The 14,418-nt window shown below is 67.8% G+C and carries 9 protein-coding genes; 2 read left to right on the top strand and 7 right to left on the bottom strand.

All coding sequences use genetic code 11. From position 1 onward, the window contains the following. Positions 1-68 precede the first annotated feature (68 nt). Complete coding sequence (locus AB0I69_RS30110) at positions 69-284, bottom strand: DUF397 domain-containing protein (protein WP_363098855.1); 216 nt, start codon at positions 282-284, stop codon at positions 69-71. After that, positions 281-1,129, bottom strand: coding sequence for a helix-turn-helix transcriptional regulator (locus tag AB0I69_RS30105; RefSeq protein ID WP_363098933.1), 849 nt, complete (start codon positions 1,127-1,129; stop codon positions 281-283). The genes AB0I69_RS30110 and AB0I69_RS30105 overlap by 4 nt, the downstream gene beginning before the upstream one ends. Positions 1,130-1,355: 226 nt before the next feature. Between AB0I69_RS30105 and AB0I69_RS30100 the strand changes: the two genes are divergently transcribed. Then, complete coding sequence (locus tag AB0I69_RS30100) at positions 1,356-1,994, top strand: ATP-binding protein (protein ID WP_363098854.1); 639 nt, start codon at positions 1,356-1,358, stop codon at positions 1,992-1,994. A 115-nt stretch (positions 1,995-2,109) separates the two neighbouring features. On the opposite strand, the gene AB0I69_RS30095 is transcribed toward AB0I69_RS30100, so the two are convergent. The 4 genes from AB0I69_RS30095 to AB0I69_RS30080 are packed head-to-tail and all read right to left on the bottom strand — an operon-like array spanning position 2,110 to position 13,581. Beyond that, a complete protein-coding gene (locus AB0I69_RS30095) occupies positions 2,110-3,978 on the bottom strand; it encodes a DUF1998 domain-containing protein (RefSeq protein ID WP_363098853.1) in 1,869 nt (622 codons plus the stop codon). Next, positions 3,975-7,217: a helicase-related protein gene (locus AB0I69_RS30090; RefSeq protein WP_363098852.1), complete on the bottom strand. Its 3,243-nt coding sequence runs from the start codon at positions 7,215-7,217 to the stop codon at positions 3,975-3,977. Before AB0I69_RS30090 ends, AB0I69_RS30095 begins: the two co-directional genes overlap by 4 nt. Further along, positions 7,214-9,118 (bottom strand): UvrD-helicase domain-containing protein, encoded by a 1,905-nt coding sequence (locus AB0I69_RS30085; protein ID WP_363098851.1) that lies wholly within the window; start codon positions 9,116-9,118, stop codon positions 7,214-7,216. Before AB0I69_RS30085 ends, AB0I69_RS30090 begins: the two co-directional genes overlap by 4 nt. Further along, the gene (locus tag AB0I69_RS30080) at positions 9,115-13,581 is read right to left on the bottom strand and encodes a DEAD/DEAH box helicase family protein (protein ID WP_363098932.1); all 4,467 of its coding nucleotides are present in this window, start codon (positions 13,579-13,581) and stop codon (positions 9,115-9,117) included. Before AB0I69_RS30080 ends, AB0I69_RS30085 begins: the two co-directional genes overlap by 4 nt. Before the next feature lie 87 nt (positions 13,582-13,668). Between AB0I69_RS30080 and AB0I69_RS30075 the strand changes: the two genes are divergently transcribed. Then, on the top strand, positions 13,669-13,875 hold the full coding sequence (locus AB0I69_RS30075) for a hypothetical protein (RefSeq protein ID WP_363098850.1): 207 nt from the start codon (positions 13,669-13,671) through the stop codon (positions 13,873-13,875). 190 nt (positions 13,876-14,065) lie between these two features. Here AB0I69_RS30075 and AB0I69_RS30070 read toward each other — a convergent pair whose 3' ends face one another. Beyond that, the gene (locus AB0I69_RS30070) at positions 14,066-14,203 is read right to left on the bottom strand and encodes a hypothetical protein (RefSeq protein WP_363098849.1); all 138 of its coding nucleotides are present in this window, start codon (positions 14,201-14,203) and stop codon (positions 14,066-14,068) included. Positions 14,204-14,418: the final 215 nt, after the last annotated feature.

The following is a 14,418-nucleotide window of genomic DNA, read 5'->3' as shown; positions in this document are numbered from 1 at the left end:
CCTTGCTATTCACTGTCTTATGAGGAGTGTCCTACAGCGGAACGACTGCCGCTGTGGAGATTCCCTCGTCAGTGCGCCAAACGTCCGTGTTTCAGGACAACCAGGAAGGCGCACCATGCGCCGCGACCAACGGCGATGACGGGGCCTGTCTCACTTTTGGAGTCGCGTACGAGGGCACGCTCTTCGGCCATTACGCACTCGACGCACTCACCTCCGGCGCCGTTGCTGTAGGACGACGTGAACCACGCCAGACGGCCGTGGTCCCTGGATTCTGCAATGCTCACCTTGCGTATTCCTTCAGAACGGACTTGATCAACTGGGTGGAGCGCTGAGGACTCAGGGCCGCGGCTCGCAAGCCGTCGAATGCCCTTGTGTACTCACGAACATGATGCTCGCCCTCCAGGTACACGGCATCGGTGATGCCGTCCCGGTACACCAGGTCCGCGTCTTCCGGAGCGGGGAAGCCCAGCATGGTGAACGTACCCGTGGCGGGATATGTGCCCGAGTCGAAGGGGAGGATCTGCAGGGTCACGCTCGGCAACTCGGCTGATTCCATGGCGCGTTCAAGTTGCTCCCGCATCAGTGCCCGGTCCCCGATGACGTTGCGCAGTGCGCCCTCGTTCACGACGAACCAGGCGTCGGGGGCGTCGGGCCGCGTCAACATGGCCTGGCGTTCCATGCGCACTTGTACGGCCCGGTCGATGTCCTCGACGGACATGTGGGCTCCCGTCCTGTGGAGTTCACCGATGTACGCCTCGGTCTGCATGAGTCCCGGGATCAACTCGCACTGGTACTGACGGAACGTGGAGGCATCCTGCTCCAGCCCGATGTAGATGTTGAACCACTCAGGGACGCCGGCGCCGTGCACCTGCCACCAGCCGCGCGTCTTGGCCTCCCGGGCCAACGACTTGAGGAACTCACGCAGCTCGTCGGTCGTGTCGTAGAACCGGCACAGGGCATCGATGTCCGATGGTTGGACCCGGCCGCTGCCCGTCTCCATACGGTTGACCTTGGAGCCGCTCCAGTCCAGGGCCTGGCCGACCTGTGCGCAGGTGAGTGCGCTCTTCTCTCGGAGCTTCTTCAGCTCGATCGAGAGACGGCGACGGCGTGCCGTCGGTGAACCGGCCATCTCAACCCTCTCAACCATCTGTCGAATAGCGGGTGTTCAGTCTCGCGCCAAGACCTCTGCGTGCCAATCACTCGGAAGTGGGAATCTCTTCCTGCACATTGCACGACGGGATATGCCGGCGCCACTCTAGTCGACGACGCCACTCACTGTGAAGGCGTACAACGCTCCGCTGATCATGCGGAGATGGCATGCGACGAGAGGAGTCTTGGTGATCCAGGAAGCGTGTATGTCACGAAAGCCGTGGGACCTGGCCTTCACGGCGGATCCCGAGGAAGTGGCAGCCCTGCGCCGCATCATGCGGCACCATCTTGGGCTCTGGGGACTGCACGACGTCACTGACGGGGCCCAACTCTGCGTGAGTGAGTTGGTGTCCAACGTCATCACGCATGTGGGCGCGGGCACCCCGGCCACGCTCGTGGTCTCCATGAACGGCACCTGTCTGCGCATCGAGGTGCACGACCCCGACACGCGAGCCCTGCCCACCCTCGTCGAGGCGACCTCCGACGCCGAGGGAGGACGGGGCATGGCCCTCGTCGACGCGGTCGCCGACCGATGGGGTGTCCTCCTCTGCCCTGACCGAAAGGTGACCTGGTGTGAGTTGGAGACGAGGCTCACCTCGCCGAGCGGACATGTCGACGATGCGGGCGTCACACGGGCCGAGGCGCTGTTGACCCTCTACGTGGCGGCAAAGCTGTCTTGCGAGGTGAGTTCGAGCAGGCTGATCAGGGCGACAGCCGAAGAAGCGATGGTCGCTGCCATGACGGACTTTCTTCGCTGGCTCAGGGCGCATGGGGGTGATGTGGACGAGGTCCTGGACCGTGCGCAGACCCAATTCGACATGGAGGACGAGTGGGGAGGACTGTGAGTGGGGTCGGAGACCGGAACCGGAGCGTGAGCCGCTGCTCCGGTTCCCCACCCCACTGAGGCGTTGGTGGTTCAAGGTGCCGATCCGTGTCGATGCCTCCGCGGCCGTCCGGATGTCACTGCTGCAGTAGGTCCGCGAAGAAGCCCAGGTGAGAATCTTCCGGGGTACCGACGAGCAGCGCGCGGTCCAGCAGGATGTTGTTGTGTTCGCAGCTGGTCTCCGGGAGCATCACGCAGGCGTGGCAGGCGGCCAGGTTCGTGCCGCTGGTGCCGGACGCCTCGGTCTCGACGCAGAGTGGGTCGGCGGAGCACCACTCGGCGCGGTGGACGGCCGAGCGGATCGTCTGGTCGAGACGGTCGGGTTCGCCCTGGGCGACGAGGCCGCCCAGGCTTCCGGCGGAGTCGCTGGTCGCCGTGTAGACGAGCACGCCGGCCATGTCGTCGGCGGCGTACAGGCGTTCGCGGAGCGCCGAGGCTGGATATCCCGCCTCCAGGCTCCACTCGTCGATGAGGACATGGGCCAGAGTGTGCAACAGCACCATGCGGGGAGTGGCTGGGGAAGGGACCGCTTGGCCCTGGTCGCTGGCCCGCTGGTCCAACACCCGTTGGTGGGCGGAACGCATCCGTTCGATCCGGGCGGTCACGCCCGGGACCTTCTCCCAGATACCGAGGCGGTCCTCGGACAGGCGGAGGAACACACCCTCGCCGCGCACCTCCATGGCCGGAAGCCAGCGCAGGGGGGACGCGGACAGCGGTACTTCCTTCGCGTCGGTCGTCGAGTCGGGGTCGGCGAGCCGGGTGAAGGCCTTCAGCGCGCGAACCACGCGGAGTTTCTTGACGAGCATCGGGCCCGTGACACCGAGCGGGGCGAGTAGGCCGCTGTCGCCCAGCGGGGTCTCGCAGATGAACTGCTCCTTGCGTGAGTCCTCGCTGGACTCGTTGCCTGAGCTGAGGCTCTCGTACTCCTTGACGCGCAGGGCACGGTAGCGATGGTCGAACGAGGGAGGCGTCTCGCTGTCGGGGTCCTCCTCGCGCTCGGCGGCGAGCAGCGCCATCACCTCGTCCAGCGGGATGGGGCACCCTTCCCGGAACGCTCCATCGAGATAGTCCTGGACTCGCTCGCGGCTGTCGTGCCTGCTTCGCAACGCGTTCCAGTGTTCCGCCAGCGGATCCGTACGGCTGTCGCTCCATGGCGGGATCGAGAGCGCCGACTTCTGAACCGACTGCCACACCGCCGAGGAACCGCGCTGGAGCGTGCGCAGGGCCAACCCGCACTCCTGCGCGGGGGCGGTGGAACCGAGCCATGGGCGGGTGCCCCAGCACTTGAGGCCCAGGTCCTTGAGCGCGTTCCGGCGGAAGGAACCCTCCATCGAGACCTCGGGGGCGTTGCCGCAGGTACACGAGACGAGGATCGACCGGAGTGATGAAGTGCGGCCGGACGTGCGGAGTTTGAGTCGGCCGCCGCACTGTCCCGGTGCGGAGGCGCCTCGTTCGGTGGAGCGGTGCACCCACTGCCAGTAGGGGAACTCCCCGAGGTGCCCGTTCTCGCACGCCACCACGAAACGGGAGGGCACGAGATCGACCTCGCACGTGCCGCAGACGCTTCGGCCCGGCGGCGGGTTGAAGTCGCGGTGTCGTTGGAGTTCGTTGCACTCAGGGCAGGAGTGCATCAGGGGGAAGCGGCGGACCCGTACTCCGTCCTTGCTGTGGTCGTCGGAGGCCGGGGGCAGCCGGAAGTGGTCGACTTCGAGCAGCCGCTCCAGCCGGCGTTCATGGACCCGGGGGGATTCGTCGGCGCCCCAACTCGTTTCGGCGCTGTCCAGGCCCGAGACGACGAAGGATTCGTGGTCCACCGCGATGAGCGATCCGACGCCGTACGTGGTGATTGCCTGTGCGCGACGGACGGCGCCGCGCCGCGGAAGGTTGTGGGTGGGCGCGGTGCCGTTGTCGCCGGTGCGGCGACGGCGGGCGGGCGGCGGGGTCATCTGGTTCCCTCCAGGAACAGGGCGGACTCGGCGTCGACGTCGCGCAGGCTCCACAGCGTGGGCCACGCCTCGGCGGCCTCCGCCTTGTCGTCGAAGGCCTTCAGGAGCGAAGGGGTGTGACGGCCCCTGAGAGGCTCGAAGAGCAGACCGTTGTGGATGTCGGCCTCTTCGCACCACCAGGCGACAAAATCGTCGAAGGCCCGGGACACGGCGTTCTCCTCTTCCGGGGCGATTCCATGGGCGCGCTCCAGGAGCACCGTTTTGATACGCCCTCGCAGGACGTCCTCGTAGGAATCGACCGCGCCCGCGCCCTCGTTGGGGCGGGCGGCCGGGATCAGGATGCGGGCCAGTGCCACGATCACCGCGTGCAGCCCCCGATCACGGGCACGCGCGGAGAATGGTGTGACGGACGTGGACTCAACCTCGCGATAGAGCGCCGAGTGGTAGTGCTGGAAGCTCTCGTAGTGCGAACGGTCCCGGGAGCGGGCCGAGTTGAGCATCACCGCGACCAGACCGGGGTGGGCGCGGCCGACGCGGCTGGTGGCCTGGATGTACTCGGCGGTGGTCTGTGGCTGACCCATCACCGCCATCAGGCCGAGACGGTCCACATCCACGCCCACCGCGATCATGTTGGTGGCGAGCAGCACGTCCACGGTGTCCTCGTCGGGGAGCCTCTTCTCGATGCCCTTCAGGCGGGTGGGGATCTCGCTGGCGTCGATCCGGCTGGTCAACTCCGAGTAGTTGGCGATCTGACGGACCGTCACGCCCTCGCGCTCCGCGAGCACTTCGAGGTAGGCCATCACGTCGTCGTGGACCTGGAGTTCGGCGGCGGAGAGCAGCCGGAGACTGTTGAAGTAGCCGACCAGACTCCAGTACGCGTCACGCACCTCGTCCGTGGTCCGCGCCTGCATGGCCCGGTGCAATAGCGTCGCGTACGTGCGGATCAACAGGGTGGACTGGCTGGTGCCGGGTGCCAGCAGGCCGACGTAGCGCCTGCTCGCCTTCTCCTCGCGGGGGGTCTCCACGGCGAACCACGAGTCGCGGGCGTCCAGACCGGCGGGCGGGAACTGGTGCACCTGCCGGTCGAAGAGATGCAGACCCTGGTCGGCGGCCCGACGGATGGTGGCTGTGGAAGCGATCACCTTGGGATGGCCGGCGAGCGCGTCGACAGCCGTCTCGTACAGGCCCGTGAGCGTCCCCAACGGGCCCGAGATCAGGTGGAGTTCGTCCTGGACGATCAACTCCGGGGGAGGAGTGGTGTCGTCCGGGTCGTCGAGGTTGAAGAGAGCGGAGGTCTCCGGGCGCCACGGCATCGACGCGAACTTGTCGACGGTGGCGATCACCAGCGTCGGCCGTGCGGCGTACACTGCCTCGTCGATCAGGTGGACGGGCAGCCCGTCGGCGAAGTCGCAGCCCTCCCCGGGGCAACGGACACGCATCCGCCGTGCCGCCTCGTCGACCTCGTAGTTCCGGGCGTCGAGGCGGGTCCCGCACCAGGGGCAGACGTGCAGTTGGACCGGGTTCTCGGTGGCGAGCCGCTTGTCCAGGTTCGCGCGCAGCTCCGCGAGCCTGACGTCGGCCTCGGCGAGCTTGTTGGGCGTGGCTGAACGCCCCACCCACATGCCGACGGAGAACTCCTCACTCCCCAACTCGGGTGTGCGTCGCCGTAGTTGCTCCATGGCGCAGAGCAGGATCGCCGCGCGTTCGAACTGCTGGAGGGTGAGCAGCCGCAGCGTGTAGCGCATGAGGACGGTGACACCACCGCCCTTCGGGCCGCGCCGGATGCGGCGCAGGAAGGAGGTGAGAGCGATCAGCCCCAGATACGCCTCGGTCTTGCCACCACCGGTGGGGAACCACAGAAGGTCGGAGACTCCCCGGTCGCGGTGTTCCGGGTTCTCGATCCCGGCCAGACACAGCAGCATGAACGCGATCTGGAAGGGGCGCCAACGGCCCGCGGCCGGGTCGGGGGCACCCTGGCGCCCGTTCTTCACCCAGACGCTGCGGGCCCGTTGGTCAGCCATGGCCCGGTTGGCGAGCCGGAACGCCCGCATCAGATCGGGCTCGGTCCGCAACAGTCCGATGCCCTCACGAATCCGGTCGAGCGCCTCGCGGCAGGCCGCCACCTGCTCCCGCGCGGGCTTCTCGTGCGGGCTGCCGACCAGGGCGTCCGCTTCGACCGTCTTCCGGTCGATCCAGAGTTCGTAGCCCGAGGCGAGGTTCTCCAGGGCGGCCAGAACCTCGATGTTGGGCCGCTCCGCCAGAGCGAGCATGGACAGCGCCGAGCTGTCGATCTCCGGGTTGGAGTCGGTGAGCAGCACCTCCACGGTGGGGACGAACACGCTTCGGATCTCGGGGACGGCGGCCCGCACGGTCTCGTTCACGCCGATCTGCGCGGGCGTCCAGTCCCAGGCCGCTGCGCAGCCGTGACCGACCGCGAAGGTCGGGGCGTGACGGTTCAGCAGCCTGCTCGTGGCCATCTCCGGATCATGCGCCGCGCCCCGGGCGGGACGTTCGACGAAGGCGCTGGAACCGTTGGCGGCCCGGACCGTCAGGGCGCACTGGAACAGGGCGAAGGCGTCCTGGAGGTCCCGCTCGCCCACCTTCTGGGTGTTGACCAGCGTGACAGTGATCGTGACCGTACCGCTGTCATGGTCGAGGCGGCGGACGTTCACCCGGAGCTGGACCCTCTCGTCCAGGTCCACCCGCCTGTCGCCGTCGGGCGTCGTGACATCGATCGTGAGGTCCGGGAGATCGAGCTCCTTGCGGCGCCACTGCTCCCGTTGGTCCGCGGTGGTGCGGGCCTCGGCACGACCGGCCGAGATCGGCCTGCCGTCGGCGTCGGTCGGCACGTAGACGGCCGCGCGCGACGACACCACGATCGAGCCGCTCTCGGACGGGTCGACCGCGAAGGTCAGACCCATGGAGGATGGACGCCGATCCCCGGCAGCCGCGACCTCCCGCGCCGTTCCCGACTCCTCGGAGTCCTCGCGCCGGAGTTCCGGAGCGACGTCCAGACCGTCCACCTCGGCAGCGTTCTCGTCCCTGACCGCCTTCGTGGCACGCGGATAGAGCACACCGGTCAGATAGCGGTCCATGGGCGCGTCCTGGGCGAGGATCTCCTCGCGTTCCTCCGGTGCCGCGTCCGGAGAAGGGCCGAGCAGTTCACGGCGGAGTCCCGCCAGAAGCTCCTCGTCACGCACCCGGTAGTGCTCGGAGTGCCGGCCTGCCCCGTGTGTCATGCGTTCTGCTCCTCGTCCATGGCGGCCCGGCGGTACCGGCCGATACCGGTGATCCGCGGGGCGATCCACACGCCCCGGTCACCGAGTCCCGCGTTGGCCCCGGCGGCGATGCTGCCCGTCACCGTCTCCAGTGTGTCGATCCGCAGGCCGTGGATCTCGTCGGGCCACCGAGGCTCCCAGGTGCGGCTGACCTTCTGCACCTGGAACAGCCCCGCACGGAACCGACGCGACGTCTCCCCGATCTCCCGGCCGTCGTGCAGAAGGACGTACGGCGGGCTCTGCGAATCGCCCATGGGCAGGTCGTGCCGTCTGCGCAACACCACTTCCTGACCGGGGCGGACCCGGTCCAGAAGATAAGCCTGGGTGGCCGCGGCGTCCGTCCCGTGACCGGGAGGGTCGTCCCGGCTCACGTCGCCCGCTGCGGCGACGATCCCGAACCTGTCGTACGACCGCCACGAACTCAGGAAGAGGCGGCCGTCGTGCCGCCTGCCCGCCCTCTTGAAGTGCGGCAGCTCGGGCGGCGTCACGTGGTACAGGTCCTGGCGAGGACGAGTCATCGCCACGTACAGGGCGCGGGCCTCGGCAGGGAGGTCCAGTCCGTCCTTGTACCGCTTGTGGAGATCTGCGACGGTCGGCGGGGACAGGACCACCACCCGGTCGAACTCAAGGCCCTTGGCCCGGTGGACAGTTGAGACGACGATCCGCGCCGTCTCCGGGTCGGCCCCCTCGTCGGGGAACCGGCCCTCCGCGACCGCACGGCGCAACCGGTCCACGTCCAGTACACCGCGTCCGGCGCCACGCGCCACCCGACGCAGCATTGTCCACAGTGTGCCGGCGTCCGGTGAGTACGGCAGAGGGATCTCCGCGAGCAGGGAGGAGAACCGGTCCTCGGTGAGGCCGGTCGCCTCCGTACGGCGCAGCAGCTCGGCCACCCAGTAGGGCACCGGGCGCTCTTCGAGCGGGCGCCGCAACCGGTGCTCGACACCGTGTGTGTACAACAACTCCGAGACCACGAGGGCCTGTTGGTTGTCACGGGTGAGGACGGCGCAGGTGTCGGTCAGGTCCCTGAGGCCTGCCAGGGTGAACGCGTCGTCGAGGTCGCTCATGCCGTTCGCCGGGTCCAGGAGCAGGTCGCGCAGTCCGTCGTAGAGGTTCTCCGCCTCGCTCGGGTCGTCGAGCCGCTGGAGGCGGGGACCGTACGCCAACGCGACCCGGGCCTCGGGGGTGGTGGCGCGGAAGTTCTGGGTGAGTCGCAGCTCCACTAGGTCGTCGGGGTAGGAGCAGCGCAGCCAGTCGAAGAACCGGCCCGTCTCGTCGGCCCGTTCAGCGAGATCCTCGATCTGGAACCCGTACACGGACTGGGCCGCGTCCCCGACCACGGTGAAGCCGCAACTCTCCTGATACCGATCGAGGAGCGCCTCCACCAACTCACGGCGCCCGCCCAGCAGATCCTGCACCTCGTCGATCACGACGTGCGCGGGCGGGACGGCGTCGCCGATCTCCAACGCGCCCTTCTCGACCGCCTGTGCGGCGGAGGCGATCCGCTCGTCGAAGGCGACCGTTCCCCACTCGACGTCCGGACGCGACTGCAGGAGCACCTCGTAGGCCCAGGCGTCGAACGTCCGGGCGCGCACCCGATGGGCGCGTTCGCCGTGCCGGGTGATCCGTTCACGCAGCTCCCTGGCCGCCGCCCGGGAGAACGTGAGCACCAGGATCTCGGCGGCCTCCAGAGCTGCCTCCGGATCCTCGTTCCCGCACAGCGCGTCGAGCCGACGTACCAGGGTGTGGGTCTTGCCCGCACCGGCCCCGGCGGTGACCAGGACCCGTGCGTCCCAAGGCTGTTCGACGACCGTCCGCTGCTCGTCGGTGAGTGGGGGACTGTCGAGGTAGGCGTCGGTCACTTACGGCTCCAGAGGTGCTCGAACTGTGTGAAAGCGAGCTTGGTGTCGAAGTTGGCGATGTTGTCGCTGACGTTGAGGATCAGGCAGGTGTCCTTGCCGCCGTTCTTCGGGCCGCGCAGACCACGACCGATCATCTGTTGGTAGCGGTTGGTGCTGTAGACCGGGCGGGCGACCACCACGACCCGAGTGGCCGGAGCGTCGAAACCCTGGGTCAGGACACCGTAGTTGGTGAGGACCCGAATGCGTCCATTGCGGAACTCCTCCACCCTCCGCCGCCGCTCCTGGGTACTGGTGGTGGCGTCCACGGCCGCGGATTGGATCCCCTGGTCGTTGAGCATGGCCGCCAGGTACTTGGCGTGGTCCACGGAGGTGGCGAAGAGCAGGGTCGGCCAGTCCTTCGGGAGGCCGGCGATCGCGTCGACGATACGGCGACTGCGCGCGTGGTCGTCGGCCAGCCGCTGCTCGGCGGCCGGGGAAAGCATCGCCATCCGGTCGGCCTGATCCTTCTCCTCACGGGTCAGCTCGATGTGGCCGCCCTCCAGGGTGCGGTGTTCGACCTGCGCGAGCATTCCCCACTTCTGCAGGTCCCGATAGGGATCACCGGACGGGAAGACGCCCTCGTCGAGTCGCCGGTTTCCGAAGCGGATCACCAGCCTGCGGGTCTCGTCCTCGTTCGTGTTGCGGAACGGGGTGGCGGTCAGACCGAGCAGGTGTCGCTTGGTCTCGTACTGGGTGAGCCCCAACTGGCCGAGGACGCCGGTGTACCGCTTGGAGATGGCTGTGTGGGCCTCGTCCACGATCACGAGCGAGGCCTCACGCAGCCACGCGTACCCGTCGGCCTCCAGGCACCGCTCCAGTTTGGCGTCCGTGGCGACCACCAGATGCGGATGTTCGACGACGTCGCCGATCTCGTTGCCGCCCCAGAGCCTGCTGATGGTCAGTGGGCACTCCGCACCGACCTTGCTCCAGACGAACTTCCAGCTCTGTACGGCCTGTTCGCACAGTTCGTCGGACTGGGCGATCCACAGGATCGGTCCCTTCAGATCCCCGACGCGCTTGACCCAGCGAATTACGGCCTCGGAGGTGACCCGGGTCTTTCCGGCACCGGTGGGCAGGGAGAGCATGCCGCGTTGGGGCGCCAGCCGGTCGAGCATGGTGGTGATGTTGCGGGCCAGATCCTCCTGGTACTCGTGGAGGCTCGGGAAGTCCCGGGGGCCGTCGACGGTCTCGGTGGACGGTGGGGCCGGGGTCTTCGAGCCCGCGAAGGCGGCCGGGAGCCGCAGGTTCGACACGAAGGCGACAGCGGACGGCGAGCCGCTGTAGGAGAGCGGCGCATCCGGGAACCGGGCCTGGATGTCCCTGGCGTGGTGATTGAGCACACCGTCCCCATGGGAGTTGAACGACATCTGGGCGATCCGGTGGCCCGACGGCTCCGCCCCTCCGGTCTCGTGCTTCTCGGCTTCCACGAGCCCGTCGGGCAGACCGGCCCGGAGCGCTTCCGCGCCGATCAGCAGCTCGATCTTCGTCACCACGTCGTCGGTGGCGCGCACGGCCTTGCGGGCAGCCTGCAGCGCGCTGTCCCGCGCCATCTGCTCCTGGTGCTCTAGCACGGCCCGGCAACCGGACGCGCCGAGCCCCAGCCCGAGTTCACGGTCGATCAGACGCAACATAGGCTCGGAATCCAGCGGTACCCGGACCTTGACCATGGTGTCCTGTCGCACCGCGTCCAGTGGTGAGGCATGCGTGCCGTTGGGAGTGCGGGTGATCTCCTCCAGTTCGGTGCAGCGCTGCACGAGGCTGTTGCGGTTCGAGCTGTTGAGGCGCAGCCGCAGACCGGGGTACACCTCGACCAGTGGCACGGGGTCGCCGTCGAGGACCTCCCGGGTCTCCTTGCTGATCACGTCGGCGTGGCGCAGCATGCCCCACTTCTCGACCATCAGCTCGGCGTCCCCGACACTCGGCATCAGCAGTGCCGGAAGCCGCTCGGCGCGCAGGGCCCGGTACTCGACCGCCCCGACGGCGACGGTGATCTCACCGTCCGGACGCGTGTCCCAGGTGTCACCGATCCGGCAGCGGGTGAGGGAGTCCTCGGGGAAGTCCGCGCCGACCCTGGTCAGCATCACGTAGGTGGCCCCGACGAACGCGTCGTCCTCGCTGTGGGACACCTGGTCTAGGAGTGTCTCCCAACGATCGCCCGGAACCTCGTCGATCGTGGCGGGGAGGCGCAGCTTGCGGGCCTTCTCGGCGGAGAGGTCGGCCACCGGCAGGACATCGCGGTAGGCGCCCAGTTGGGACCCGACGGCCTCGCCCAGCGGCTTGAGCCCCTGGGAGGTGGCGACGGTCCCGTACTTTCGCAGCATCCAGCGGATCGGGGAGACGACGGCCTGTCGTGTCGCGCTCTGCGCGCCGATCTGACGGGTCCAATTGTCGACCACGGCATCGTCGGGAAGCGCCTTGAGGAAGGCCGCGCGTGACTCCTCGGAGAGCACGCGGAAGAGGTGCAGGGGACCACCGATCGGGGCGCCCTCCACCTTCATCCGGTTCAGCGTGGGACGAGGAGCACGGCTGTCGAGACCGCGCAGATAGGCGGCGTGGACGGCTTCCCGATACTCGTCGAACCAGGCCTCTCCTTCCTTGGGCTGAACCCCCGAGACGGGATGGTCCACCAGGCCGATCTGCGTGAAGAAGGGCACGTCGTCGGAGTGGAAGGACATGTCCACGGCCACAGTCCTGTCGCGTCCGGCGTCGACCACCGGGCCCGGCACCATGCAGTCCTCGACCGGGCGGAAGCGCCCGTCGACGGTCCGCACATGCAGGGTCGCACGAGGTGTGGTCACCCGCTCCAGCACCTTGTGCCCCAACCGACGGACCCCGCCCAGGCGGAACAGCTGCCAGAACCGCTCCCACTCCGCTCCCCGGTAGCCGTCGAAGCCCTGGTCCAGGACGCTGACGAAGCGTCCCTCGATATCGGCCTCGCGGATCCCGAGGACGTTGAGCGCGTAGGCGAGCGACGGGTCCTGCGCGAGTGCGTCGACCACGTACACCGTGGACTCGGGCAGCCCGTCCTGGTCGGCACGACGAAACACTCGACCGGGCGTGGGCGGTACGAGTCCGTGTTCGTCGGTGAGCACGATGTGCGCCTTGCGTGCTTCCTCGGCGTACGGAGAACGGGACTCGACCATGTCGGCGAGGATCCGGATCGCCACCGCGGAGGCATCGACACCGCCCGCCTCCACCAGGGCCTCCAGCCAGGCACGGACCTCCGACCGCGTGTGGCCGGCCGCGTCCAGGATGTGCTGGACCTTTCCGGAGCGCAGGGTGTCGACCTCGGCGGACGGATGCAACCAGTCCGAGGGGCGCCCCGGGCAGCTGTGCCACACCCGGAGCCAACCGGTCGTCTTCTTCGGGTCCTTGTCGAGCCGAGGGTGCACTCGCAACTCGGTGGGGACGCGCAACACGCCGTCCTGGTCGGGCAGCGACGGACGGACCGCGGCGCAGGCCCAGATCTCCCGGGTCAGAAAATCGTCGGCCCAGCTGATCGTCTCCTTGGCACGGCCGGGAAGCAGGGGGAGGTAGGCGCCGGGGTCCTTCACGGGGGCGAGAGCGGGGAGAGAGTCGACGACCAGAGCCGCGGCGACCCTGATCATCTCCTGGTTGAAGGGGGAGGAATCCAGGAGGTTTTGTCTGTCCTCGTTCGTCTTCCACGCGCCGTTGACGATGCCGCTCAACGACATCTCGTACTTCGTGGGGAAGAAGGACCAGAACGTGCCGCGTCCACGGATCTGCGAGTTGACGTACAGACCGCTCTCCGGGTCCTCGCGGAGGGCCGGGACGGCCCAGGAGAGATCGAGGGAGAGCCGGTCGTGGAGTTCTCCCGCGTCCTCGCGGGCGGACGGCCCCGGCTCGTGGGAGGTGGTGAACACCCTCCACTCCTCGGATGCGGTGGATTTCCCGGTCCTCTCCTCGATCACGGTGTGCAGATCGCCGGACTGTCGTGTCGTCAGGACCCGACGAGCCACGGGCCGGGGACGGCGGTCCTCCAGGACGACTGTCGCGACGTGCGGGGAGAAGAGCTGGAAACCGGTGGGGAACTCGGCGCGGGGCAGGCCGTGGTCCTTGGCCCGGCCTCCGTGCATGTCCTTGCCCAGCCGGTCGTCGGCCCGGGGGAGCAACGGCAGACGGACGACAGTGGTCGCCCAGGACAGCAGCTCGTGCAGAACGGGATCACCGGCACGCTCGGCCGCCATGTCGAGCGGGCGGGCCATACGCAGCACGGGCGCGTCGAATTCCTGACCGTATCGGGCGGTCACATCGGGCACGGAACGGATCTGGTCGTACGACCAGACACGGTCGAAACCGAAACTCCCGGAACTGCTGAAGAATTCAGGTGCGTCGGTCACCACGAGCACCGACTTCACGCCCACGCCGAAGCGGCCGATCTGGCCTCCGCGCTTTTTCGACATGCTCATCCGGAGAATTGTTTCCGCACCTTCGGCGGTGACCGGACTTCCCTCGTTCGCGCAGTACAGATGGGTCCCTGTGAGGACCACATGGACTCTTCCACCGGGCTCGGCGGCGATCTCGTCGGCCGCGTTCTGAACAAGCTCGAAAAGCTGACGGTCGCCGTATCCGCCTTGGGTGATACGGCGTTCGCCATTGGCGTGCTCGGCCACGAGGCCCGGGTCGACGGAATAGGTCTGGAGGACTCGGGTGGATTGTTCGAGAACGGTTTGGATCACGGAGGAGGACGACGGTGACATTGCTCCAGCACTCCTGTTGGCGTAATGGTCCGGAAGGAAATGGGGAGCGCCGGGCCGGCGGTACGTCTCGCCGGCCCATCCGCTTCCGTCGTGCTGCGGCCGTCTCCGGGCGTCCGAGCCCCACGCTCTCGCAGAGATGGGGACTTCGATGCTCCGTGACCAGCAACGTTGGTGATGGTGGGGGACTTCACTCAGGGGTGGGAGGGGTCTCGTCAGGCAGGTCCGCGACCTTCTTGGCCAGGTCGGGGAAGTTGTCGGAGAAGTACTCCTCGGTCGTCTCGAACCGCTGGATGATGCTTGCTACCTCCGCCTTGCTCTTCGCCATCGTGATGGTCAAAGTGAAAGCACTCAGGTCGCGACCCGAAAACATGTAATCGTCGTCGCTCTGTCCGTCCATGAAAATGTGAGCCCCCTGCGATGTCATAACGGTTGAATTTTGTGCACGGGGCTGAATTTGGACATGGAGAACCCCCCGTGGGCGAGTTGCTTTTCGCTTACGCCGAACCACGGTAATGGGTCCGCTTGGTGTTCCGCCAGTGT

It is taken from the genome of Streptomyces sp. NPDC050508, from assembly GCF_040655155.1.
GTDB lineage: Bacteria > Actinomycetota > Actinomycetes > Streptomycetales > Streptomycetaceae > Streptomyces.
The sequence above is the reverse complement of the archived record's forward strand: the minus strand, read 5'-3'. Positions and strand labels throughout refer to the sequence as shown.